At 55.6% G+C, this 25,222-nt stretch carries 19 protein-coding genes; 8 read left to right on the top strand and 11 right to left on the bottom strand.

Annotation, left to right across the window (positions count from 1 at the left end; translation table 11 throughout):
- Positions 1-35 precede the first annotated feature (35 nt).
- A complete protein-coding gene (gntX, locus tag AC6I8K_RS17530) occupies positions 36-713 on the top strand; it encodes a DNA utilization protein GntX (protein WP_064741234.1) in 678 nt (225 codons plus the stop codon).
- A 58-nt stretch (positions 714-771) separates the two neighbouring features.
- Entirely contained in the window at positions 772-1,347 is a 576-nt protein-coding gene (gene nfuA / locus AC6I8K_RS17535) for a Fe-S biogenesis protein NfuA (protein WP_064741235.1), read from the top strand.
- Positions 1,348-1,385: 38 nt separating this feature from the next.
- Here nfuA and malQ read toward each other — a convergent pair whose 3' ends face one another.
- The 5 genes from malQ to glpE form a co-directional block, all read right to left on the bottom strand.
- Complete coding sequence (gene malQ, locus AC6I8K_RS17540) at positions 1,386-3,443, bottom strand: 4-alpha-glucanotransferase (protein WP_497827128.1); 2,058 nt, start codon at positions 3,441-3,443, stop codon at positions 1,386-1,388.
- 133 nt (positions 3,444-3,576) lie between these two features.
- On the bottom strand, positions 3,577-5,982 hold the full coding sequence (malP, locus tag AC6I8K_RS17545; RefSeq protein WP_497827129.1) for a maltodextrin phosphorylase: 2,406 nt from the start codon (positions 5,980-5,982) through the stop codon (positions 3,577-3,579).
- 173 nt (positions 5,983-6,155) lie between these two features.
- Positions 6,156-6,914, bottom strand: coding sequence for a DeoR/GlpR family transcriptional regulator (locus tag AC6I8K_RS17550; protein ID WP_064741238.1), 759 nt, complete (start codon positions 6,912-6,914; stop codon positions 6,156-6,158).
- A 42-nt stretch (positions 6,915-6,956) separates the two neighbouring features.
- A complete protein-coding gene (gene glpG, locus AC6I8K_RS17555) occupies positions 6,957-7,781 on the bottom strand; it encodes a rhomboid family intramembrane serine protease GlpG (protein WP_064741345.1) in 825 nt (274 codons plus the stop codon).
- A 32-nt stretch (positions 7,782-7,813) separates the two neighbouring features.
- Positions 7,814-8,140 carry a thiosulfate sulfurtransferase GlpE gene (glpE, locus tag AC6I8K_RS17560; RefSeq protein ID WP_497827130.1) on the bottom strand — a complete coding sequence of 109 codons (327 nt, stop codon included), beginning with the start codon at positions 8,138-8,140 and terminating at the stop codon, positions 7,814-7,816.
- Between the two features lie 360 nt (positions 8,141-8,500).
- Here glpE and glpD point away from each other — a divergent pair, with 360 nt between their 5' ends.
- A complete protein-coding gene (gene glpD / locus AC6I8K_RS17565) occupies positions 8,501-10,009 on the top strand; it encodes a glycerol-3-phosphate dehydrogenase (RefSeq protein ID WP_064741240.1) in 1,509 nt (502 codons plus the stop codon).
- Between the two features lie 80 nt (positions 10,010-10,089).
- On the opposite strand, the gene iolE is transcribed toward glpD, so the two are convergent.
- The 3 genes from iolE to iolD all read right to left on the bottom strand — a co-directional run bounded on the left by iolE (position 10,090) and on the right by iolD (position 14,181).
- Positions 10,090-10,986 carry a myo-inosose-2 dehydratase gene (gene iolE, locus AC6I8K_RS17570; protein WP_497827131.1) on the bottom strand — a complete coding sequence of 299 codons (897 nt, stop codon included), beginning with the start codon at positions 10,984-10,986 and terminating at the stop codon, positions 10,090-10,092.
- Between the two features lie 54 nt (positions 10,987-11,040).
- Positions 11,041-12,054: a bifunctional inositol 2-dehydrogenase/D-chiro-inositol 1-dehydrogenase gene (gene iolG, locus AC6I8K_RS17575; protein WP_064741242.1), complete on the bottom strand. Its 1,014-nt coding sequence runs from the start codon at positions 12,052-12,054 to the stop codon at positions 11,041-11,043.
- 192 nt (positions 12,055-12,246) lie between these two features.
- Positions 12,247-14,181 carry a 3D-(3,5/4)-trihydroxycyclohexane-1,2-dione acylhydrolase (decyclizing) gene (gene iolD, locus AC6I8K_RS17580; RefSeq protein ID WP_497827132.1) on the bottom strand — a complete coding sequence of 645 codons (1,935 nt, stop codon included), beginning with the start codon at positions 14,179-14,181 and terminating at the stop codon, positions 12,247-12,249.
- Positions 14,182-14,730: 549 nt separating this feature from the next.
- Here iolD and AC6I8K_RS17585 point away from each other — a divergent pair.
- Both AC6I8K_RS17585 and AC6I8K_RS17590 read left to right on the top strand, forming a co-directional pair.
- On the top strand, positions 14,731-16,644 hold the full coding sequence (locus tag AC6I8K_RS17585; RefSeq protein WP_497827133.1) for a bifunctional 5-dehydro-2-deoxygluconokinase/5-dehydro-2-deoxyphosphogluconate aldolase: 1,914 nt from the start codon (positions 14,731-14,733) through the stop codon (positions 16,642-16,644).
- A gap of 455 nt (positions 16,645-17,099) precedes the next feature.
- Entirely contained in the window at positions 17,100-17,945 is an 846-nt protein-coding gene (locus tag AC6I8K_RS17590) for a MurR/RpiR family transcriptional regulator (protein ID WP_064741245.1), read from the top strand.
- A gap of 424 nt (positions 17,946-18,369) precedes the next feature.
- Here AC6I8K_RS17590 and iolB read toward each other — a convergent pair whose 3' ends face one another.
- Together iolB and AC6I8K_RS17600 are read right to left on the bottom strand one after the other, a co-directional pair.
- A complete protein-coding gene (gene iolB / locus AC6I8K_RS17595; protein WP_497827134.1) occupies positions 18,370-19,185 on the bottom strand; it encodes a 5-deoxy-glucuronate isomerase in 816 nt (271 codons plus the stop codon).
- Between the two features lie 24 nt (positions 19,186-19,209).
- Positions 19,210-20,715, bottom strand: a complete 1,506-nt coding sequence (locus tag AC6I8K_RS17600; protein ID WP_483816365.1) for a CoA-acylating methylmalonate-semialdehyde dehydrogenase — start codon at positions 20,713-20,715, stop codon at positions 19,210-19,212.
- A gap of 423 nt (positions 20,716-21,138) precedes the next feature.
- Here AC6I8K_RS17600 and AC6I8K_RS17605 point away from each other — a divergent pair, with 423 nt between their 5' ends.
- Positions 21,139-21,954, top strand: coding sequence for a TIM barrel protein (locus tag AC6I8K_RS17605; RefSeq protein ID WP_483816366.1), 816 nt, complete (start codon positions 21,139-21,141; stop codon positions 21,952-21,954).
- A gap of 152 nt (positions 21,955-22,106) precedes the next feature.
- Here AC6I8K_RS17605 and AC6I8K_RS17610 read toward each other — a convergent pair whose 3' ends face one another.
- On the bottom strand, positions 22,107-23,330 hold the full coding sequence (locus AC6I8K_RS17610; RefSeq protein ID WP_497827135.1) for an MFS transporter: 1,224 nt from the start codon (positions 23,328-23,330) through the stop codon (positions 22,107-22,109).
- Between the two features lie 226 nt (positions 23,331-23,556).
- On the opposite strand from AC6I8K_RS17610, the gene AC6I8K_RS17615 reads away from it, so the two are divergent.
- Together AC6I8K_RS17615 and AC6I8K_RS17620 are read left to right on the top strand one after the other, a co-directional pair.
- Positions 23,557-24,270, top strand: coding sequence for an ABC transporter ATP-binding protein (locus AC6I8K_RS17615; protein WP_483816367.1), 714 nt, complete (start codon positions 23,557-23,559; stop codon positions 24,268-24,270).
- Positions 24,248-25,219, top strand: coding sequence for an ABC transporter substrate-binding protein (locus AC6I8K_RS17620; protein ID WP_497827136.1), 972 nt, complete (start codon positions 24,248-24,250; stop codon positions 25,217-25,219). Before AC6I8K_RS17615 ends, AC6I8K_RS17620 begins: the two co-directional genes overlap by 23 nt.
- Positions 25,220-25,222: the final 3 nt, after the last annotated feature.

Below are 25,222 nucleotides of genomic sequence, written 5' to 3' on the forward strand. Positions count from 1 at the left end.
CGGTTACACTCCGGAAAAGTGAAAAGGAGGTCGCTATGCTACCAATCCCGGCACTGTGTTGGCTATGCCGCCTGCCGTTGCAGATTGCCAGCCACGGTTTGTGCAGCCGCTGTGTTCAACAAATTCCGCGGCTGCCGGAACTCTGTCCGTGCTGCGGTTTACCGGCCAGCGCTACACAACCTTGCGGGCGCTGCCTGCGCCATCCGCCACCGTGGCACAGCCTGACCTGCGTCAGCGATTATCTGCCGCCAGTGAGTGAATGGGTGCAACAGCTGAAGTTTTCTCGCATAACCGCACTCAGGGTGATGCTGGCGCGGCTGATTTTGTTAAAATTGTTAACAATGCGTCGTGATTATCGGCTACCGCGTGTAGATTTGGTGCTGAGCGTTCCGCTCCATCGTCGGCGCGCCTGGCAACGCGGCTATAATCAGGCGGCGCTGCTGGCAAAGCCGCTGGCACGCTGGCTGGACTGTGAATATCGCGAAGGCGTAAAACGTGTGCGCCACGGCGCGGTACAGCACTCATTGAGTGCCAGCGCGCGTAAAAAGAACCTACGCGGTGCCTTTCGCCTTGAAATGCCGGTACGCGGACGCCATATCCTGCTTATCGACGATGTTGTGACGACCGGAAGTACCGTGGCGGAAATAAGCCGCATCCTGCTGGCGCAAGGCGCGGCCAGCGTACACATTGGTTGCCTGTGCCGTACCTTGTAGAGCGTCGGTGTTGGGCGTATTATAACCAAGTAATTTAGTCAACTATTGAGCAATCGCCATGATCGTTATTACTGATGCTGCGCAAGAGCACTTTTCAAAATTGCTGTCAAAACAAGAAGATGGCACTCAGATTCGCGTATTCGTCATTAATCCGGGTACGCCAACCGCAGAATGCGGTGTTTCTTACTGCCCACCTGATGCAGTAGAAGCGACTGATACAGAATTTAAGTTCGAGAAACTGTCAGCCTTTGTTGATGAGCTGAGCGCACCGTACCTCGATGACGCGGAAATCGACTTTGTTACCGACAACCTTGGTTCACAGCTGACGCTGAAAGCGCCAAACGCCAAAATGCGTAAAGTCTCTGACGATGCGCCGATGGTGGAACGCGTGGAATATCTGCTGCAAGCGCAGATTAACCCGCAGCTGGCGGGCCACGGCGGTCGCGTATCGCTGATGGAAATCACCGATGACGGCATCGCTATTTTGCAATTCGGCGGTGGCTGTAACGGTTGTTCGATGATCGACGTGACGCTGAAAGATGGCATCGAGAAAGAGCTGCTGGCAGCCTTCCCGGAGTTGAAAGGCGTGCGTGATTTGACCGAGCACCAGCGCGGCGAACACTCTTACTATTGATTTAGCACGCGGCAGCAACCCGATGCTGCCGCGCGTTTTTATTTTCCTTTCCTTCCTTCGCTCACCGCTTTTAATACCTTTTGTACCTCCTCTGTAAACATGGCTTCCAGCGTGACGCTAAGCTTGCGCCGCCAGTTTGGGTATTCGTTAACGGTGCCCGGCACATTAACCGGCGTAGACATACCCAGCCAATCTTCCGGTTGTAGCCCAAGCAATGTGCTGTTAGTACGCGCCAGATAGCGGTGAAACGCCAACGTTAGCGCGGGAGATAATGCCAAACCGTCGGCGCGTTTACCGCTGCGTGCGGGCAGCGTAGCGGCTTGATGCAGTGCATCCAGCAGCGCCTGCTTTTGCTTCACCCGCTGTTGCTGCAGGGATTGCAGCACGCCGTCGCCGGGATAAATGCCCAGCTTGTCACCCAGCGCTAAATCATCTGCGTGCCAAAACCCGCTTAACGTCGGCAAATCATGCGTACTGGCACTGGCGATTGATTGAGAGGGATACTCGTGCGGCTGACGATAGCGGCCATCGCTATGCTGCTCGAAGAACAGCACTTTCCACGAGAAAATGCCGCTGTTGCGCAGCAGGCTGACAATTTCTTTCGGCACCGTGCCGAGATCTTCGCCGATCACCATACAGCGATGGCGCTGGCTCTCCAGCGCGAGGATCGCCAGCAGATCGTGCACCGGATACGCTACGTAAGCCCCTTTATCGGCACTTTCGCCGTAGGGTATCCACCATAAACGCAGCAGCGCCATCACGTGATCGATGCGCAGTGCGCCGCAGTCGCGCATGTTGGCGCGCAGCAGATCGATAAATGGCTGATAGCCGCGCGCACGCATGACATGCGGATCGAGCGGCGGTAACGCCCAGTTTTGTCCCTGCGGACCGAGACGATCCGGCGGTGCGCCGACTGATGCACCAAGCTTATAGAGTTCCGGATCCTGCCAGGTTTCGGCACTGCCCTGCGCCACGCCGACCGCTAAATCGCGATATAAACCCACCGCCATACCGAGCTGTTGGCTGCGCTGCCAGCACGCGGCAAACTGCTGTTGCGCCAGCCACTGCAGCCAGCTCCAGAACTGAATCTCATCGTCGTGTTCTGCACACCATTGCTGCACTTCCGGCAACAACGCGTTGCGCCAGCCTTCCGGCCATTTTGCCCAGCCCCATTCATCGGGATGCTGTTGGCAGCGCTCGGCGAGAATGCCGTCAAAAGCGGCCTGATAGCGCAGATGCGCGGCACCGTCGGCGATAAATTGCTGGAATTCGACGTCAGCTGCCGCGCGTGGCTGATAGTTTTGCCAGGCAAAACGCAGCGCGGCTAATTTCAGTTCAGCCACCGCGCTGTAATCGACAAACTCGCTGGCACGCGCTTTCTCCAGCGTCTTGCGCGTTGTGGCGCGCTTCCACCAGCGCTGACCCTCTTTGCTGTGCTGAAAATCCTCTAGCTGATTGATGTCGATATACAACACATTGAGCCAGCGACGCGACGTTGGACTATACGGACTGGCATGTTCCGGCAGCGACGGATAGAGCGCATGCAGCGGATTGAGGCCAACAAAATCGCCACCCTGAGCGGCAATCTCCTCCAGCATCAATTTCAAATCGCCAAAATCGCCAATGCCCCAGTTATTTTCTGAACGCAGCGTATAGAGCTGCACCAGCGCGCCCCAGCGTTTTTCGCCCTGCTCAAGCGGTTCAGGCAGATAGCAGCGCCGCGGGGCAATGATGATGCGCGTTTGCCACTGCTGACGACCTTTGCGCAGCGTGAGCTGATGATAGCCTTGCGGCAGACGCGGCGGCAGTATCAATGGTTCGCCGCCCTGCACCTCACCATCGAGGTTTTTGCCTTGTTCAGTGAGCAGTTGCCATGCATAGGTGCCATTGCCTTGCGGTGTGAGTTGGCGTTTAGCACGAGCGGCAAATACCTGCACCGGCGGCAATGGTGGTGCCTTGCCGGTGGGTGTTTCCATTACCGCCAGCAGCGCGCGTTTGGTGTCATCGCTGATGGTTTCCGGCTCGCCATGGGCATTGATAAAGCGCAGTGCAATACCGGCATCCTGTGCCGCCTGATCCAACTTATTGAGCGTCATCCTTTCTCCTGATCATAAAGTGTGCACTTACCGTAGCGGCGCGATTTATCGCGCATTTTAATGGCGGCGTCGTGCCCATCCAGACAATGCGCAATAAATTGCGCCGCTACAAATCGCCGAGGGAATTGGCACATTATCTTGCCGCCTGCCAAATCAACTGCTGATAATCACGAATCGATCGGTCAGAGCTAAAACGGCCAGTGTGGGCGGTGTTCAGGATCGCTGCGCGCGTCCAGGCCTCCTGGTTTTTCCACAGCGCTTCCACCTGCTGCTGCGCCGCGATGTACGCATCAAAATCGGCCAGCACCAGCCACGGATCGCCGTTCTTCGTCAGGCTTTGCAGCATCAGGGCGAACGCGTGCTTATCGCCATCGCTGAACGTGCCCTTCTCCAACTCCTTCAGCAAACCATCCAGATAAGGATTCTGTTTGCGCAGCTTTTTCGGGTGGTAGCCGCCGGCCTTCAGCGCCTTCACCTCATCGACGCGATTGCCGAAGATAAAGATATTCTTCTCGCCCACCGCCTCGGCAATCTCCACGTTGGCGCCGTCTAACGTGCCAATGGTCAGCGCGCCATTCAGCGCCAGCTTCATATTGCCGGTACCGGAAGCCTCATAACCAGCCGTGGAAATCTGCTCGGAGAGATCGGCGGCCGGAATAATTAGCTCTGCGGCGGTGATGCGGTAATCCGGGATAAACACCACTTTGAGGCGATCGCCGACCTGCGGATCGTTGTTGATGACGTCCGCGACTTTGTTGATGGCATAGATGATGTTTTTGGCGAGGTAATAGCCGGGCGCGGCTTTGGCACCAAAGATAAATACGCGCGGCACAACATCAGGATTGTCCGGATTATCGCGCAGCTGACGATAGCAGTGCAGCATATGCAGCAAACTGAGGTGCTGACGCTTGTACTCATGCAGTCGCTTAATCTGTACGTCAAACAGCGCATCCGGATTGATATCAATGCCGGTCACACGTTTGACATAGAGCGTTAACCGCTGCTTATTTTGCTGTTTGATGGCGCGAAACTGTTGGCGGAAAGCCTTTTTACGGGCAAAGGGCGCGAGCCACGCCAGCGCATCAAGATCGTTAACCCACTCCACCTGCAGGCTGTCATCAATGAGCGTCGACAGCAGCGGATTACACTGTTTCAACCAGCGGCGTGGCGTAATGCCGTTGGTGACGTTATGGAATTTGTTCGGCCACAGCAGGTGATATTCCGGGAACAGATCTTTCACCACCAGCTCTGAGTGCAATGCCGCCACGCCATTAACCGCAAAACAGCTCACTACGCACAAATTCGCCATCCGCACCTGGCCCTCAGCCACCACCGCCAGCTTGTGCCACATCGCCTTATCGCCCGGCCACTGCTGCTTCACCACTTTCTTCAGGTGGCGATTAATTTCGCGAATAATAAGCCAATGGCGTGGCAATAGGTCGCGCACCAATCGTTCATCCCAACGCTCCAGCGCTTCCGGCATCAGCGTGTGATTGGTGTAAGCGAAGGTGCGGCTGGTGATGTGCCACGCATCGTCCCAGCTCAGTTGATGCTCATCCAACAGCACGCGCAGCATTTCTGGAATGGCGATGGTGGGATGGGTGTCGTTAAGCTGGATCACTTCGAAATCGGGCAAGCTGCGGATTGCGCGCCCAGCCAGATGATGGCGTCGCAGAATATCGCCGACCGCACAGGCGCACTGGAAATACTGTTGCATCAGGCGCAGGCGCTTGCCTTCGGCATGATTATCATTGGGATAGAGCACCTTGGTCAGCTTGTCGGCCTCGATGCCTTGCTGCTCGGCCTGCAGGAACTGACCGTTGTTAAACGCAGTGAGATCAAACGGGTGCGCGCTGCAGGCTCTCCACAGTCGCAGCGGCAGCGTGATGCCATTGCGATAACCCACCACCGGCAAATCCCAGGCTTCACCTTTGAGGTGAATTTTAGGACGCCAGTTGAGGCTACCATCGTGGTTCTTTTTTACCTTGCCGCCGAGGCCAACCTGCACATCCAGCGCGGCGTTATGCCGGAACCACGGATAACGATCGCGCTGCCAGTCATCCGGCGCTTCCTGCTGCTGTCCGTCGGTAAAGGTCTGGCGAAACAGACCGTATTGATAGTTGAGGCCGTGGCCCATTGCCGCCTGGCCGACGGTCGCCATCGAATCCATATAGCAGGCAGCTAAGCGACCCAAACCGCCGTTGCCGAGTGCCGGATCAATTTCCTCTTCCAGCAGTTCGCTCAGCTCAACCTGATATTCCGCCAGCGCGGCTTGCACCTCGTTGTACCAGCCAAGATTGAGCAGGTTATTGCCGGTCAAACGCCCCAGCAGAAACTCCATCGACAGATAATTAACGTGGCGCTGTCCTTGTTTGGGCGGCACCGGTGGCTGCGTCGCCAGCATTTCTGCGAGCACGCTGCTCAGCGCTTGCCACCATTGGTGCGGTGTCATTTGCTGGGCGGATGAGAGTCCAAGATGCTGCCATTGGCGGGTGAGCGCGGCGTCGAAACGTGTTTTATTGAATTTTTGCTGCGACATATCAATCCCTTCGTGTCCGTTAACGGTAAAGCCGGGGCGAGCGCAAAGTGAATGGATAAGTAAAGCTGCGGGCGCAGAAAAAAGCGACAGGGAAATGCGCGTGTTAAGAAAAAAAACGGTGCGGGTTTTGTAGCGGCGCGATTTATCGCGCAATAAATTGCGCCGCTATGGCGTTAGCAGAGCTCGAGATGCACTTCGTGCTGTTCAATCACTTTCAGCACGCTGGCGGGTGGGCTTTGATCGGTGTACAGGTAATCAATCAGGCTCATATTGCCGAGGTTAACCATCGCATTGCGGCCAAACTTAGAGTGATCCACCACCAGCATCACGCAGCGTGAATTTTCGATAATGGCGCGTTTGGTGCGTACTTCGTGATAATCGAACTCCAGCAGTGAACCATCCATATCAATACCGCTGATGCCGAGAATGCCGTAATCAAGGCGAAACTGCGAAATGAAATCCAGCGTCGCTTCGCCCATGATGCCGCCATCACGCGTACGCACTTCGCCGCCGGCGATAATGACGCGGAAATCGGGTTTCGCCATCAACAGAATCGCTACGTTTAGGTTGTTGGTGACCACGCGCAGATTGTTGTGATTGAGCAGCGCATGCGCCACCGCTTCTGGCGTGGTACCGATATCAATAAACAGCGTGGCACCATCGGGGATCTGGCTCGCCACGCGCTCGGCGATACGCGCTTTCTCCCCCGACCACATCATCTTACGATCCTGCCATGCGGTGTTTTCTGAGCTGGACGGCAATGCCGCCCCGCCGTGATGGCGCATGATTTTGTTCTGATCGGCCAGGTCGTTCAGGTCGCGCCGAATGGTTTGTGGGCTGACCTCAAAGTGATCCACCAACTCTTCAGTACTGACATATCCCTGACGCCGGACCAGATCGATAATGGCGTCATGACGTTGCGTCTGCTTCACATCTCTCTCCTCGGCTCAAAGCCGCTTCTTTTCATCGTGCTGCTAACGACGCGCAATTTTACGCGTATCAACAAACGCCATCGCTAAACCCACCAGTAAACCGGTGACGTGCGCCGCGTTGGCAATCGCCATACCGAATGCGCCGTACCAGCCAATCACTAACCACACTACCGCGAAGCCAATCAGGCCGCGCTCGAGATAAATGCCACTTTCGGGATCGCGCTCGCCGCGCAGCCAGCAGTAACCCATCAGTGCGTAAACCACGCCCGACAAGCCACCAAACAGCACGCCGCTAAATTTAGCCTGCATGCAGCCGGTCAGCAGCGCCGAGATCAGCATAATCACAAATAGCTTGCCGCTGCCGAGACGCTTCTCAACGGCTCCGCCGAGATACCACCACCACATCAGATTGAACAGGATGTGCAGCAGCGAGAAATGCAGCAGCGCATGGCTGAACCAGCGCCACACCTGGAAATATTGCGAAGAGTCCGCTGGCCACGCCAGCCAATCCAGCGCCACATCATCACCCACAATCTGCATCAGGATAAACACCACCACGCAGGCAATCATCACGGTCATGGTGAGCGGTCCTGCGCGTTCACGAATGCTCGCCCAGATGTGGGTGCGCTCGTAACGCAAACCACTTTCGGTGTTGCCACTGTGCCAGCTGGCAGCCTGATAGCGCGGATGATTGGGATCGCGCACAAACTGCGCGAGTTCGTTTTCGACCATCTCCAGCTTACTTTCATCATCCAACATGATGACGAAGTGGCTTTCGCGCTCAATTCGTAGCTTCACGCCGCGTGTCGCCATGTAATCGACAAACGCCTGCGCCATGCGCGGATTATTAAACTGGGTGATGCGCATCATGCGGTGCTCCCCTTCCTTATGCGATGGGCTTAGGCTTCGCCGATGGCAACCTGCGCCGGGAATGCCGCGCGCCAGGCGTCAAATCCACCATCAATGCTGTATGCAGCGTTGAATCCCTGCCCCAGCAGGAACTGCGCCGCGCCTTTGCTGCTGTTGCCGTGATAGCACATCACCAGTACCGGCAAATCCTGATTGGCGTTGGCAATAAAGTCCGCCAGGTTATCGTTGGTCAGATGCTGCGCACCCACCGCATGGCCCATCATAAAGCTCTGCGGATCACGGATATCCACCAGCTGCGCACCTTGTGCCAGATGCTCTTGCGCTTGCAAGACATTAATACTTTCGAAGGTTTCCATGGTGTCTCTCATTACTTCGTCACAATTAGCGATTGATAAAATCGCCGGTGTTGTTGCCAGGTCGCCATAAATGGCGACCCTACGACTGCTCGGAGTGGCCGTTGTAGGGTCGTCATTTATGGCGACCTAATCGTCTTTACTCACAAGCATTACACAATTAGCGCCTAGTTTAACCTGAGAACCCGCCGCGATAACCTGACAAGTCCTGTGGTTATGTGATTTTTTTCCTGTCGGAATGTTAGCTATATCACGCAAAAATGTTTTTATTCAGTTAACCGCTGGCATAGATGTTGGTTTCCGATTATTATTACGCTCGAAAACGAACATTTTAGAACTATTCCGAACATCGGAGGAGATGACGTGGAAACCAAAGACCTGATCGTGATCGGCGGCGGCATTAACGGAGCCGGCATTGCAGTGGACGCTGCAGGACGCGGACTGTCGGTGCTGATGCTGGAGGCGCGGGATTTGGCCTGTGCAACCTCCTCCAACAGCTCGAAACTGATTCACGGTGGCCTGCGCTACCTTGAGCATTATGAATTCCGCCTGGTTGGCGAAGCCTTAGCAGAACGTGAAGTGCTGCTGAAAATGGCACCGCACATCGCTTTCCCGATGCGTTTCCGCCTGCCACACCGCCCGCATTTGCGCCCGGCGTGGATGATCCGTATGGGCTTGTTTATGTACGATCGCCTCGGTAAACGCACCACGCTGCCGGGCAGTAAAAGTCTGCGTTTTGGCGCGGATTCGGCCCTCAAGCCAGAAATCACGCGCGGTTTCGAATATTCTGACTGCTGGGTTGATGATGCACGTATGGTAGTGCTCAACGCGCAGGAAGTGGAAAAACAGGGCGGTGAAGTCCGTACCCGCACGCGAGTCACCCGCGCCTGGCGTGAAGCCGGTCTGTGGATGGTAGAAGCTGAAGATATCGATAGCGGCAAAACCTATACCTGGCGCGCCAAGGGTCTGGTCAATGCGGCCGGTCCGTGGGTGAAAGAGTTCTTTGACGACGGCCTGAAGCTGAAGTCGCCATACGGCATTCGTCTGATCAAAGGCAGCCACATTGTGGTGCCGCGCGTACACCGCGAAAAGCAGGCGTATATCCTGCAAAACGAAGATAACCGTATCGTGTTTGTGATTCCGTGGATGGATGAATTCTCCATCATCGGTACCACCGACGTGGAGTACAAAGGCGATCCGAAAAACGTGAAGATTGATGACAACGAAATCAGCTACCTGCTGAACGTGTTTAACGGACACTTCAAACAGCAGCTGAAGAAAGATGACATCGTTTGGACTTACTCAGGCGTGCGTCCGCTGTGCGATGACGAATCCGATTCGCCGCAGGCCATCACCCGTGATTACACGCTGGACGTGCATGACGACAATGGCCAGGCGCCGCTGCTGTCGGTATTCGGCGGTAAGCTGACCACCTACCGTAAGCTGGCAGAACACGCGTTGGAAAAACTGAGCAAGTACTACCCGACTATCGGCCCTGCGTGGACGAAAAGCGCGGTATTGCCGGGCGGTGATTTCTCCGGTACGCGTGAAGATTATGCCGCGGGTCTGCGTCGTCGCTATCCGTTTATCAGCGAAGGCATGGCACGTCACTTTGCCCGTACTTACGGCAGCCGCACTGAAGTGCTGCTTGAAGGCGCGAAAAGCCTTGATGATTTGGGTGAGAATTTCGGCCATGAATTTTATGAAGCCGAGCTGCGTTACCTGGTGAAAAACGAATGGGTGCGCGAGCTGGATGATGCGATTTGGCGTCGTACCAAACAAGGTATGTGGCTGAGTGCAGCCGAGCAGGCGCGTATTGCTGAGTGGCTGGCGGTCAACGCACAGAAACCGGCGCTGTCGCTGGCGTCGTAATGAAAAAAGGTCGTCATGAATGACGACCATTGCTTTGTAGGGTCGCCATTCATGGCGACCATTTTAACGCCTGCACTATTTTACAACCCGGTATTCTCGCGGATATATTTACGCGCCTTCACTGCATATTCGAACGGATTAGCCAGCGCCGGATCCTGTTCCGCTTCCACCACCATCCAGCCTTTATAGCCAAAATCGTCGAGGATTTTGAACACCGGTTTGAAATCGATCACGCCGTCGCCAGGCACGGTGAAGGTGCCCTTCTTCACGCCATCGAGGAACGACAGTGATTTTTCGCGCACTTCCGCTACCACGCTGTCGCGCACGTCTTTCAGATGCACGTGGAAAATACGCGGCAGATATTTGGTCAGCACGTCCAGCATCGCCTGCTGTGAACCTTCGGAGTAGTAAATGTGGCCGGTATCGTACAGCAGGCCGACATTCTCATTGGTTGACTCCATAAAGCGGTCGATCTCAGCGGGCGTCTGGATGCCGGTGCCCATGTGATGATGCAGCGTCAAACGCATGCCTTTCTTCGCGGCGATCTCCGCCAGCTCGTTGTAGCCTTCCGCCGTCAAACGCCACTCTTCATCACTGAAAATCGGCTTCTCCTCCAGCACCGCCAGCGTGGTGCCCTGAATACTTTTACTCTGCTCGGAGCAGCCAATCACGCGCGCGCCCATCGCATGCAGGAAATTCATGTGATTGGTGAATCCGTCGATGGTTTTGGCTTTGTCGCCATTGGCAAAAAAGGTGCTGAACCAGGCATTGCAGATCTGAATGCCACGGATATCCAGCATCGGCTTGAGAATCGCCGGATCGCGCGGATATTTGCTGCCCACTTCGCTACCGGTAAAACCCGCCAGCGCCATTTCACTCACGGTTTGCTGGAAGGTGTTTTCGCTGCCCAGCTCCGGCATGTCGTCGTTGGTCCAGCCGATTGGCGCTATTGCCAGTTTTACGTTGTCTTTGTTCATCTTGTTGTCCCTGATTCACAGAGGCGGCCGCTGAGCCGCCGAGGAGTATTCGCGTTATTTGGCGTAGAAATCCGGACGCGGCGGCATGGTTACCGGCTCAATCGCACCGCTGTTCTGCGCTTTATGGCAGGCATCGGCCGCCACGGAGGCAGCAAAGCCATCCCAGGCCGAAGGCCCCGTCAGCTGGCCGTCTTTGACGTCATTGATGAACGCTTGCAACTCAACGTCGTAGGCATCAATGAAACGGTCCTTCCAGTCGGTCAGCAGCGGCACGCCGAGACGCGCGTTTTTGCGCGTTTGGATAGCAGAAGGCTCAGGCAGCTTAGCAATGCCCTCTTCACCCACGACTTCACACTGGATGTCGTAGCCGTACGCGCAGTTAACAAAAATCTCCACATCAATGCGGATGCCTTTCTGCGTTTCGAACAGCACGATCTGCGGATCTTTCAGATTGGCATGAGATTTCGAGGTGGTACGCGGGAACACCACCTGCACGGTTTTGTAGTCGTCTTCGGTCAGCCAGCGCAGCACGTCCAGCTCGTGAATCAGGGTGTTGGTGATCGCCATGTCCGTGGTGTAATTCTCGCCGACGCTCTGGTTGCGGTGCGCGCAGTGCAGCATCAGCGGTTCGCCGATTTCACCATCGGTAATCACTTTTTTCAGTGCGCGATAGCCGGAATCGTACGGGCGCATAAAGCCAACCTGCACCAGACGTTTACCGTGTTTGATCTCGGCATCAACAATGCGACGGCAGCCTTCGGCGCTCAGTGCCAGCGGCTTCTCACAGAACACCGGTTTGCCCGCAGCAATCGCGGCCAGCGTAAACTCTTCGTGGGTCGGATCCCAGGATGTCACCAGAACGGCATCGACTTCTGGCGAGTTGATGACCTGATGGCCATCCTGATACACCTCGGCTTCGATATTCAGACGTTGCAGCGCTGCGCGCGCCCCTTCCACGTTGATATCTGAAACTGCCACAACCTTTGCTCCCTGCAATACATTATTGCAGCGACGAATGTGTTCCTGACCAATTGCGCCGGTACCAATTACACCGAGTTTGAGCGTCATAATTACACCTGTAGAGTCGGATAAGTGTCCCCTTCATATTTCAAGATGCAGGTACGTTGGCTGCTCTCGTTCACCTGAATCACTGACTTAAGTCAGCTCATCGGGATTCTCGCGTTGGCTGCCTTCCTGCCTCTCGAATGATGTTGGGTATAGGGTTTAACAAGGCCGGATGACGCCGGCCTAAAAGAGGTATTAGTACTTACGCGCTTGTTCGATATGCACGTTAAGGTTGTCGGCCACTTCCTGCGTGCGCGTTGACGTGGAGGTCTGCGCCACGCCGACGTGCCACCAGCTGAAATATTTGTGCACCATGGTTTTGGGCAGCACTTTGATGTCGAACAGCGTTGAAACGGTCTGCTTTTGTGCATCGATCAGCGCGGCTTCCAGCTGCTCCAGCGTGGTGATGCGGTAGGTTTTGCACCCGTAGCCACCGGCAATCGCCGCAAAGTCCACCGGCACAAAGCCGCCATCCAATTTGCCGCCTTCGGGGTTACGGAAGCGGAACTCGGTGGTGAAGCTGTCCATGCCGTGTTCCATCTGCAGATTGTTGATACAGCCGTTAGTCATGTTATCCAGCAGCACCACGTTGATTTTGGCGCCTTCCTGAATTGAGGTAACCAGCTCGGAGTGCAGCATCATGAACGACCCGTCGCCGACCATGACGTAGACTTCACGCTGCGGCTGCGCCAGCTTTACGCCTAGCGCGGCATTCACTTCGTAACCCATACAGGAATAGCCGTACTCAACGTGGTACGAGTTGTAATCTTTGGTGCGCCACACGCGTTGCAGGTCGCCCGGCAGACTGCCCGCCGCCGCCACAATCACCGCATCCTTTGGGAGTTGCTCGTTTAAGGTGCCCAGCACGCTGCTCTGCGTCAGCACCGATTTCGTCAGGCGCTCAAACTCCGCAAACAGCGCTTCGCGATCGGCGTGGTCGGCGATTTCTGGAATGAAATCGTCGGTGTTATAGGTCGCGGCATATACGCGCTGCGTCTCTTTCAGCAGCTTGCTTTGCGACAGCTCAATCTGGCCGCCCCACTGATTTTCGAAACCATTCAAGCCGCTTTCCAGCGCGGTTAAACCTTCACGCGCATCCGCCAGCAGCTGCACCGCATCCAGCTTGTAGCTGTCGAAGTTGCTGACGTTGAGATTCAGATAGCTGACCTGCGGATTTTGGAAAATCCATTTCGACGCGGTGGTGAAATCGGTGTAGCGCGTACCAATGCCAATCACCAGATCGGCCTCTTTCGCCAGCAGGTTGGCTGCCAGACAGCCGGTTTCGCCCACGCCGCCCACGTTCAACGGGTGATCGGAAACAATGGTGCCTTTACCCGCCTGAGTTTCAGCAAACGGAATGTTGAAGCGCTCGGCAAACTTCAGCAGCGCATCACCGGCATCGGAGTATTTCAGGCCACCCCCGACAATGATCAGCGGTTTGTGTTTACGTGCAATGAGCGCCAGCGCATCTTGCAACTGCGCGGCCGTGGGCAGGCGGCGATCCAGACGATGCACACGTTTCTGGAAGAAGTATTCCGGGAAATCCCAGGCTTCGCCCTGCACGTCCTGCGGCAGTGCGATAGTGACCGCGCCGGTTTCCGCTGGATCGGTCAGCACGCGTAACGCGTTGATGCAGGCGGTCATTAGCTGTTCCGGGCGGCTGACGCGGTCCCAGTATTTGCTTACCGCGCGGAACGCGTCGTTGGTGCTGATGCTGAGATCGTGACTCTGTTCGATTTGCTGCAATACGGGATCCGGTTGGCGCGTCGCGAACACATCGCCCGGCAGCAGCAATAAAGGAATGCGGTTGGCGGTCGCCGTCGCGGCAGCCGTAATCATGTTGGCCGCGCCAGGCCCGACAGAAGAAGTACAGGCGATAATCTGACGACGCAGCGACTGCTTCGCAAAACCAATGGCGGCGTGCGCCATGCCCTGCTCATTACGGCCCTGATGCACGACCAGATCGCCGCTGTCCTGCTCCAGCGCCTGACCCAACCCCAGCACGTTGCCGTGACCGAAAATGGCAAAAATACCTTTCACAAATTTGGTTTCAACACCGTCAACGTTCAGGTATTGGTTATCGAGAAATTTTACCAGCGCCTGTGCCGTAGTGAGTCTGATTGTGCCCATATGCTTCTTCCTTTACATGCTGGTACCTGCGGCGAGGTACATCGCGGTTCGGGTAAAAACTGCCGTTCACGGCGCCCGCGGATTAAGTGAAACGTGAGGCGATTATAAACAAATATTTTTTTCATTAAACACGGTTACAGAAGAAACATTTCATTTTGCGATGGAGATCAAATTCAGCAATGAAACGTGGGCGACATGAGCCGCGAAAGGGGGAAAAGTGGAACAGTAAAAGGTCATTTGCAGGTCATAACGAAATTTCATTTCACTTCAGTAGCTTCCTTGATTCGCCAACACTTTCCTGAGACCTGGCTCACAAGCCTGACTATCACTGAAACTCACCGCGAATGCGCTGCTGTTTAGCGGCTTCGTCAGAGTTTTACCTGGCTCACAAAATCGTGATGGATGTTTCATTTCATATTGAATTTGGAATTTTTATTCCTCATACTGCGACCAAAGCCAATCAGGCACCTTGAGAACCCGGAAGCAAAGCGCTCGACGTTGGGCGGCAGCGCCCGCAGTGTCTGCTTATCACAGAAGGAAACAATAGGTATGAGTACACAACAGAAGCGGCTTGATGTGATTTGTATTGGACGCATCGCCGTCGACCTTTACGGTCAGCAAATTGGATCACGTCTGGAAGATATGACCAGCTTCAACAAATATCTGGGCGGTTCTTCCGGCAACGTGGCTTACGGCACGGCCATTCAGGGCCTGAAATCAGCCATGCTGGCGCGTGTAGGTGACGAGCACAACGGCCGCTTTTTGCGTGAAGCGCTGCAACGCGCAGGTTGCAACACCGACGGACTGATCACCGATAAACATCGCCTGACCGGCCTGGTGATCCTCGGGATCAAAGATGAAGAGAGTTTCCCGCTGATCTTCTACCGCGATAACTGCGCCGACATGGGTCTGGTGCCGGAAGATATCAAAGAAGAGTTCATCACCTCGTCACGCGCCGTTGCCGTGACTGGCACGCACCTGTCGCATCCACAAACCCGCGCAGCCGTGCTGAAAGCGCTGGATATCGCCAAACGTAGCGGGCTGCGCACCGCGCTGGATATCGATTACCGTCCCGTGCTGTGGGGCTTAACCTCACTCGGTGATGGTGAAACGCGTTTCATTGAGTCGGGTGAAGTGACGCAACAGCTGCAGGAAGTGCTGCACTATTTCGATTTGGTGGTAGGAACGGAAGAAGAGTTCCATATCGCTGGCGGCAGCACCGACACGCTGACCGCGCTGAAAAATGTGCGCAAATCCAGCCAGGCAACGCTGGTGTGTAAGCGTGGCCCGATGGGTTGCGTCGTATTCGAGGGCGAGATCCCGGATAGCTGGGAACAGACCAAACTGCAAAGCGGTGTGCGCGTAGAAGTGCTGAATGTGCTGGGTGCGGGCGATGCCTTTATGTCTGGCCTGCTGCGCGGCTGGCTCAATGATGAAAGCTGGGAGCAAGCATGCCGTTACGCTAACGCCTGTGGCGCATTGGTGGTTTCTCGCCACGGCTGCGCCCCGGCGATGCCGACCAAAGAAGAGCTGGACGATTTCCTGAGCCGCGATAAAGACGTGAAACGTCCGGATCTGGATGTGCGTCTGAATCACCTGCATCGCGTCACCACGCGTAAACAGCAGTGGCCAGAGCTGAATGTATTCGCTTTCGACCACCGCAAGCAGCTGGCAGATATGGCGCGCGAAGCCGGCGTCAGCGAAGAGCGCATTCCACAGTTGAAACTGCTGCTGCTGCGTGCCGCAGAAGAAGCGGCCAACGAAGCCGGTTTGAATGAGAAGAGTGGCATCCTCGCGGATACCACTTACGGTCAGAAAGCACTGAACGCAATTACCGGCAAAAACTGGTGGATCGGGCGTCCGATTGAGCTGCCAAGTTCACGCCCACTGCGTCTTGAGCATGGCAACATTGGTTCGCAGCTGGTCGACTGGCCTGCTGAGCACGTGGTGAAATGCCTGGTGTTCTATCACCCGCACGACAGCGCTGAACTGCGTAAAGAGCAGGATGATCTGGTTCTTGATGTGTGGAAGGGCTGTAATAAGAGCGGGCACGAGCTGCTGCTGGAACTGATTCTGCCGGAGAGCAATCCAGACCGGAATGAATCCTATTATTACGATATGCTCAGCCACTTTTACAGCCTGGGCGTTCAGCCGGACTGGTGGAAATTGCCGCCGCTGTCTGCGGAGAGCTGGCAGGCGATTAGTGAGCTGATTGAGCAGAACGATCCGCACTGTCGTGGCATTCTGTTGCTTGGCCTCGACGCGCCAGAAGAGACGCTGAAAGCTGGCTTCGCGGCGGCGGCGCAAGCGCCGTGGGTGAAAGGTTTTGCGGTAGGCCGCACTATCTTTGGCCAGCCGTCACGCCAGTGGCTGCAAGGCGAGCTGGACGACAAAGCGCTGATCGAAACCGTGAAAGGCAATTACCTGCGCCTGATCGGCTACTGGCGCGCTGTGCGCGGTTAATGATCGAATATAGGTTTATGAAACGGCCCTGATGGGCCGTTTTTTTGGTCGCCATGAATGGCGCCCCTACATAACTGCACGCTCACGTAGGGTCGCCATTCATGGCGTAATGCTTGTCAGTTAAGAGATGAAAACCCCAACTAGCTGGCGCACACCTTGTAGCGGCGCAATTTATTGCGCGATAAATCGCGCCGCTACAAGGTGTGCGGTATTTAATACGGGGCTTAACTGATCGGCATTACGCCATTTATGGCGACCACGTCAGGATGCACGTTCCCGCAAGAGCGCCATTTATGGCGACCAGACAAAGGCATAACTTCCCTTCTTTTTGTGAGGCATTTCATAAACCGATGAAATAAGCGGCACGAAGATGTCAAACGAATGAAATTTTCCATCCATCTGGTACTATAGCGCTCATTATCCAGCCATATTTTCTTTTTTAGCGGGCCGAAGTAATGACCAATAATCCAACGCAATTAACCCTGTTACAGGACGAGATCCGTCGTCGCTATGAGACGCTGAGTAAACGCCTGAAGCAGGTGGCTCGTTATATCCTTGATAACAGCAACAGCATCGCTTTCGATACCGTTGCGTCTATCGCGCAGCATGCTGATGTTCCGCCCTCCACGCTGATCCGCTTTGCTAACGCGTTTGGCTTCAGCGGCTTTAACGAAATGAAACAAGTTTTCCGTCAGCATCTGATGGAAGAGACCGTTAACTACACCGAGCGCGCACGTCTGTTCCGCCAAACCGCCACCGACGACAGCGCCACTTCACCCGAAAGCCCGGCCGAAATCCTCAACGTCTTCACCATGGTAAATAGTCAGGCGCTGCAGCAACTGGCGATGCAGGTCAATCCTGATCAGCTTAACCGCGCGGTGAAAATGCTTGATGAAGCCGAGAACATCTACATCATCGGCCTGCGTCGCTCGTTCAGCGTGGCGTCTTATCTGGTGTATGCGCTGCGTCATCTTGAGCGTCGAGCGTTCCTGATTGATGGCCTCGGCGGCATGTTCACCGAGCAGTTGAGTATGGTAAACCCGAAAGACGTGGTGATTGCCATTAGCTACTCGCCTTACGCGCGTGAAGCAGTGGAGTTAGTGGAATTGGGTGCCAAGCGTGGTGCGCATCTGATCGCTATCACCGACAGCCAGGTGAGCCCGCTGGCCGCCTTCAGTGACGTGTGCTTTGTGGTGCGTGAAGCGCAGGTCGATGGCTTCCGTTCGCAGGTCGCTTCGCTGTGTCTGGCACAGACGCTGGCGGTGTCGCTGGCGCTGAATAATAACGTTATCAGCGAATAAACATCCTGTACGATCGCCATTCATGGCGTAATGCCGCTGCAGATATGCAGGTGCGCATGAATGCGCACCCTACGAAACCCAGCGCAATACACGTAGGGTCGCCATTCATGGCGTAATGCCACTGCAGATATGCAGGTGTGCATGAATGCGCACCCTACGAAACCCAGCGCAATAAACGTAGGGTCGCCATTCATGGCGACCAGCCAGCAAAAAGGGCAGCCACATGGCTGCCCTTTTTACGTTGGTACTCATAAATGCCCTACTGCGTTTCAGTTAAGTGATGAAAAAACCCAATTACCTCGCGCACACGTTGTAGCGGCGCAATTTATTGCGCGATAAATCGCGCCGCTACATTGTGTGCGGTGATTAACTCGGGGCTTAACTGATCGGCATTAGCGCATTTATGCCCACCTTACTAACCCGCTTAACTGCGCGGATACTGGTCGCTGTTCACCCAGGCGTGATCTTTCTCCCAGGTAAATTTCCATAGACGTTTTGGCCCCGCCATCACGTTCAGATAGTAGTTATCGTAACCGGCAATCGTTGCCACCGGATGATAGCCACGCGGTACCGTCACCACGTCGCGGTTATACGGCGCCATGCACTCGTCGAGTGAACGGTCGTCGGTATAAACACGCTGCATGGCGAAACCGGGCTCAGGGTCGAAACGGTGATAGTAGGTTTCTTCCAGATAGGTTTCGTCCGGGCTGTTTTTCTGGTCGTGCTTGTGGCTGGGGTACGAGCTGGTCGCGCCTTCGTCGGTATACACCTCCACCACCAGCAGGCTGTCGGCCTCTTTGTTGTCCGGCAGGATGTTGTGCACCAGGCGCTGATTGCGCCCTTTGCCACGCTGCTCAACGCCAACATCTTCCGGCGCAATCAGTCGCGCCGGCAAATTGCCGCTGCCCGGTGCATTACACACCGCCAGCTCCAGATCGCTATCCGCATACACGTCCACTTCGTCGTTATGCGGCACATACACCGAATAAGGCGGAATGCGTTCAAACGGCGACAGACGTTTACCGAGGTTCGGGAACTCGGCGTGACGGGTTTTCACCGATGCAAAGCCCGCCACCAGCACCAGACACAACTCTTTATCGCCGCTGCTCAGTTTCAGGCTCTGCCCTTTTTTCAGCAGATAGGCATCAAAGCCGACGTATTCCCAGCCCGCGCTTTCAGGTGTGACGTGCTGGATACGGCCATTACTGTCGGGTTGTTGCGCTTTCGAAATCAGAGACATCCTGTTCCTCCTTGTTGAGCGAAATTAACCCAGCGTCGGCATGCTGAACTCAGATACAGTCTGCTGACCGCTCGGCCAACGCACGGTGGCGGTTTTCATGCGGGTATAGAAACGCACACCGTCTGGACCGTGCACGTTAAGCGCGCCAAACACTGAACGCTTCCAGCCGCCGAAGCTGTGGAATGCCATTGGCACCGGAACCGGGACGTTAACGCCCACCATGCCGGCTTCCACGTTTTGCACGAACTCACGCGCGGTGTGGCCGTTGCTGGTGAAGATGGCGCTGCCGTTGCCGAATTCGTGGCTGTTGACCAGCTGAAGTGCGCTGTCGTAATCAGTGGAACGCATGATGCTCAGCACCGGTCCGAAGATCTCTTCACGCCAGATGGTCATGTCTGACGTCACGTTGTCGAACAGCGTACCGCCCACATAGTAACCCTCAGCGTGCCCGGTCACCTGGATGCCACGCCCATCCACCACCAGCTTCGCACCTTCCTGCTCACCTTTGTCGATGTAACCCAGCACTTTCTTCTGATGCGCAGCAGAAACCACCGGGCCCATTTCATTCTCTTCGGCACCTTGCTGGATGCCAGGACCAACGCGCAGCGCTTTAATCAGCGGCGTCAGACGGGCAATGAGTTTATCTGCAGTGTCGTCGCCCACCGCAACGACGACCGGCAGCGCCATGCAGCGTTCACCGGCTGAGCCAAACGCGCCGCCCATAATGGCGTTCACGGTGGCATCGAGGTCAGCATCGGGCATGACGATGGCGTGGTTTTTCGCCGCGCCGAACGCCTGCACACGTTTACCGTGGGCGCTGGCGGTTTTGTAGATGTGTTCCGCCACGCCGGACGAACCGACAAAGCTCACCGCCGCAATACGCGGATCTTTGTACAACTGCTCGGCATCTTCGTTTGACGAATGCACCACGTTGAACACGCCATCTGGCAGGCCCGCTTCTTTCAGCAGCTCAGCCATGCGCACAGAAGCGGAGGGATCTAGCGCCGGTGGCTTGAGGATAAAGGTGTTGCCGCACGCCAGCGCGATCGGGAACATCCACAGTGGTACCATCGCCGGGAAGTTGAATGGCGTAATGCCCGCCACCACGCCGACAGGCTGCATCAGCGAGTAGCTATCAACGCCGGTGCCCACGCTGGGCGAGTTCTCGCCTTTAATCAGATGTGGAATACCGCAGGCATACTCGATCACTTCGATACCGCGCGTCAGCTCGCCCAGCGCATCTGACCACACTTTACCGTGCTCAGAAACGATCAGTGCCGCAAGCTCTTCGCGGTGTTTTTCCATCAGGGCTTTAAAGTTGAACATCACACGGGCACGACGCAACGGCGCGGTTTTCGACCATTCCGGGAACGCAGCATGGGCGACTTCAATCGCCTTTTCCACTTCAGCAGATGTGCTCTGCGTCAGTTCACGCACCACTTTGCCGGTCGCCGGATCGTACACGGGAATAGTTTCATTGCTGGCGCTGTGGGTAATTTTGCCGCCGATAAAGTTTCCTACGATAGTCATGTCGTTGCCTCTTAGATGTGAAGTTCCCTGCAGAGAGCCTGTTCGAACCGCGACGCTGCGTGTGCAGGCAATACTTAAAGCGTGCTATGAAGCTATCGTAATGAAATGAATTTTTCAAATGCTTATTTTTGGAAAATTTCCTTTTAGCGGCATGGATCGCATTTTTTCCGCCTGGGTTGCAAGCCGGGCACAAATCGGCCTGAAGCGCTGCCCTGCTGGTGCGATAGGCTTGTCAAACTGCACCACCGCTCAGCCGTGGCGAGCACAGAAGTTGTGTCCGAAATCTAGCTTCTTCGTGCAACGCGAAACGAAATATGAAATTTTTGCGAGGCAGATCCAATATCTGATATTTCATAATTCAATAATAATGAAATAAATGTTTTCTTTGCAGCACCTTATCTGCATCCGCTGACAGGAGCCGCCATGGCCATCGATCCCACCCGTTTCTGCATTAACCGTAAAATTGCGCCCCGGCTATCGCTGGAAGCCTTCTTTCAGCTGGTTCAGCGCTTAGGATTGAGCAAGGTTGAACTGCGTAATGACATGCCAAGCGGCAAGGTTACCGATGATCTCAGCGTAGCGGCGCTACGCGCGCTAACAGATAAGTACCACATTGAAATCGTCACGATTAACGCGTTGTATCCGTTTAACCGTGCTGATGCTGCGCTGCTGGCAAAAGCCGACGCGCTGCTGAGCGAAGCGCAGGCGATTGGCGCAAGAGCGCTGGTGATGTGTCCGCTGAATGAAGGGATTGAGATTTCGCCACAGCAGACGCTAGAAGCACTGCAGGTGCTGGCGCCACGCTTTGAGAAGTATGGCATTCAGGGATTAGTAGAACCGCTGGGCTTCCCAGTAAGTTCGCTGCGCTCAGCGGTGCAAACGCAACAGCTGATTCAGCAGGCAGGCGTACCCTTTAAAGTGCTGCTCGATACCTTCCATCATCATCTGTATGAGAACGCCGAAAACGAGTTCCCACAGGAGATTGATATCAACCATATTGGCCTGGTGCATTTGTCTGGCGTGGAAGATACCCGCCCAACGGCGCAGCTCACCGATGAAGAGCGCATCATGCTCAGCAATCGCGATGTGCTGAACAGCGTGGCACAGGTGAAACGACTGGAGATGCTCGGCTACAAAGGCATCTATGCGTTTGAGCCGTTTTCATCGGAACTGGAGACGTGGAGCGAAAAAGAGATCGAACGTGAAATTCGTCAGAGCATTGAATTACTGCAGGCCTGAAAACGTACCCTTATCTGTGTCTCTTAGACACTTTTGTTAGTGTTGGCCTCGGTCGGAGGCCTTTTTTTATCCTGCATATATCTGAATGTCTTGGTGCGCATAAATGCGCACTCTACGGGTTTTGTAGGGTCGCCATTCATGGCGACCACTAACTACGTATTCTCTTTAATCTCCACCACCGGATCTTCCGGCAAACGCTTGATCATGCGCAGCGTACAAAACAGCGCTAAACACACCAGCAGCGCGGTAAGAAAATAGACCAGCGACACACCCGCATAACTCATGATGAAACCGGCAATCGGGCCGGTAATCCCCAACGACAAATCCATAAACGCGGTATAAGTCGCTAACGCGCTGCCCTGATTCTGCTGCGGCACCACTTTTACCGCCACCACGCCAATCGCTGGGAATACCAGCGAGAAGCCCGCGCCGGTAAGGAACGCACCCATTTTCGCCATCCATGGTTCAACCGAGCCGGCCACCAAAAACAGGCCAATCGCTTCAACCGCAAAGCAGATACTCGCCACACGTAATCCACCCAGCTTATTGATGGCATTGGGGAACAGCAGGCGCGTGCCGACGAACGCGGCGCTAAACATGGTCAAGGCAAAGGCTGCGCCATCCCACCCCTTGTCCTGATAAAACAGCGTGATAAAAGTCGCGATAACGCCAAATCCGGCGGAACCCATCGCCAGAATCAGGCCAAAACCGTACACCTTGCTCAGCACCGCACGAAACGGCAGCGGCTTGGCTTTGCTGCCTTTCACCGGCGCACGTGGCAGTGCCAGCGCAATCGCCACCAGACAAATCGCGATAATGATGCTGGAGAGCAGCAGCAAACCGCCGCTGCGGAAGATCACCACGCCAAGCGGCGCACCGATTGCCATCGCGCCATAGGTCACAATGCCGTTCCACGAAATCACCCGGCCAATATGCAGCGAACCGACGCGCGCCACGCCCCACAGCGATGTGCCGGTGCCAGAGAAACTCTGCCCCACGCCCAGAATCACGCGGCCCAGACACAGCAGCACCAGGCTCAGCACGCCCTGCCCTTCGCTCAACGCTGATAACAGAATACAGATGCCGCTCAGCAAACAGCCCACCAGCCCCAGCACCACCACTTTTTTTGGCCCCCACACATCGGCATAGCGCCCGGCGTGTGGTCGGCTCAGCAGCGTGGCGATGTATTGCAGGCTGATCACCAATCCGGCCCAGAAGGCGTTGTAGCCCAATCCGTCATGGACAAAACCGGGCAGCACCGCCAGCGGCAAGCCGATGGTGAGATAGCTGGCAAAGTTGAACTTCACAATCGAGAGGATCAGTAGGTTAAGGCGAAAACGGCCATGTTCAGGTGCAGCGGCGGGCAAGTCAGGCATGAGTGATTGCGCTCGTGGGTGACGGAATTTTTATAACAGAAGCATAACTATACGCCTTTTCATCTCTTCTGCATCAGCCGATCGCCCAGGTTTATGGTCATCATTTCGTCATATCGCCCTCGTAGACTCGCCGTCAATCAAATCCCAAAGAGGATAACAATCTGATGACGCTCCTGATGACTCAGGCGCGCGTGCGTATGGCCCACTCTCTTGCGAGAGGTGGTCGATGATGCACGCCGCGCTGCCTATTGAATTGAAAAATCTCAGATGGTCGGTAGGTAACCTGACTATTCTGCACGATCTCTCCCTGACCATTCCCGCTGGCGAAATCCTTGCGCTGCTCGGCCCGAGCGGCTGCGGCAAAAGTACGCTGCTGAAACTGCTGGCGGGCTTGTTGCAACCCACGGATGGCGAGTTGTGGATCGGTGAACGCTGCGTGGCGTCCGCGCGCCACTGCGATGCGCCAGAGAAGCGCAACCTCGGCATGGTATTTCAGGATTACGCGCTGTGGCCGCATATGTCGGTGGCGCAAAACGTCGCCTTCCCGCTGCGCATGCGTGGCATAAAAAAAGCCGCCGCACATGAACAGGCCGATGCCGCCCTGGCGCAGGTTGGCCTGGCTGATTTTGGCGATCGCAAACCGGCGTTGCTCTCCGGCGGCCAGCAGCAGCGCGTAGCGCTGGCACGCGCGCTGGTGGCGAAACCGGCGATTCTGCTGTTTGACGAACCGCTCTCCAATCTTGACCGCGACCTGCGCGAAACCCTGGTTCACACCATGGCGGATTTGCTGCGCGCGGCGGGCATCACGGCGGTTTACGTTACGCACGATCGCGAAGAAGCCAACACCCTCGCCGACCGCATCATTCACCTGGCGCAGGGCCAGATTGTTTCCGTTACTCACCTCTCAGGGGACCACCATGCCATCTCTCAAGTCAGTTAAAACAGGAGCCATCAGCGCGATGATGTTGACTTCCGCCATGATGATCAACGATGCCCAGGCGCTGACGGTGTATACCGCCGGTCCGGGCTCGCTGTCGAAAAGTCTTGCCGCTGGTTTTGAAAAACAGACCGGCATCAAAGTGAATATTTTCCAGGCCACCACCGGCAAAGTGATGGCGCGTCTGGAAGCCGAACAGGCCAATCCGCAGGCCGATGTGCTGATTTCGGCGTCGTGGGACACCGCCGAAGATCTGCAACAGCGCGGCTGGCTGTTGCCGTTCAACAGCGCCAATGCGGAGAAGGTGCCAGATCAGTTCAAAACCGCCCACTATGTCGCGCAGGGTGTTTCTGCGCTCGGCATCGTGTGGAATACGCAAAGCAACACGCCAGAACCGAAAACCTGGCAGGATCTCACCGCCCCCGCCTTTAAAGACAACGTCACCACGCCGGATCCGGCACTCTCCGGGGCGTCACTCGATCTGCTGATTGGCCTGCAAAATAGCGAAGGCGAAAAAGCCTGGCAGCTGTTTGACCAGCTGAAAGCCAACGGCATGGTGATGAGCGGCCCGAATGCGCAGGCGGTGACGCCGGTGCTGCAAGGTGCGAAGGCCGCCGTGTTTGGCGCAGTTGATTACGTTACCTACAACAACATCGCGCAGGGCGAGAGCGTGAAGGTGATTTTCCCGGAGAACGGCACCGTGGTTGCGCCGCGTCCAATGATGATCCTGAAAAGCAGCCAGCACGCAGATGATGCAAAGAAATTCGTGGATTACGTGCTGTCAGATGAAGGTCAGGAGCAAGTGGCGAAAGCCTGGCTGATGCCGGCGCGTACCGATATCAACGCGCAACGTCCGCTGTTCACCGAGATTAAGCTGTTACCTACCCATCAGGACGGCAGCAGCGAACGTTCGGCGGTGCTGAAGCGCTTTGGCACACTGTTCGGGCAATAAACC

Source organism: Pantoea sp. X-Soil-ISGK-421 (assembly GCF_059730785.1).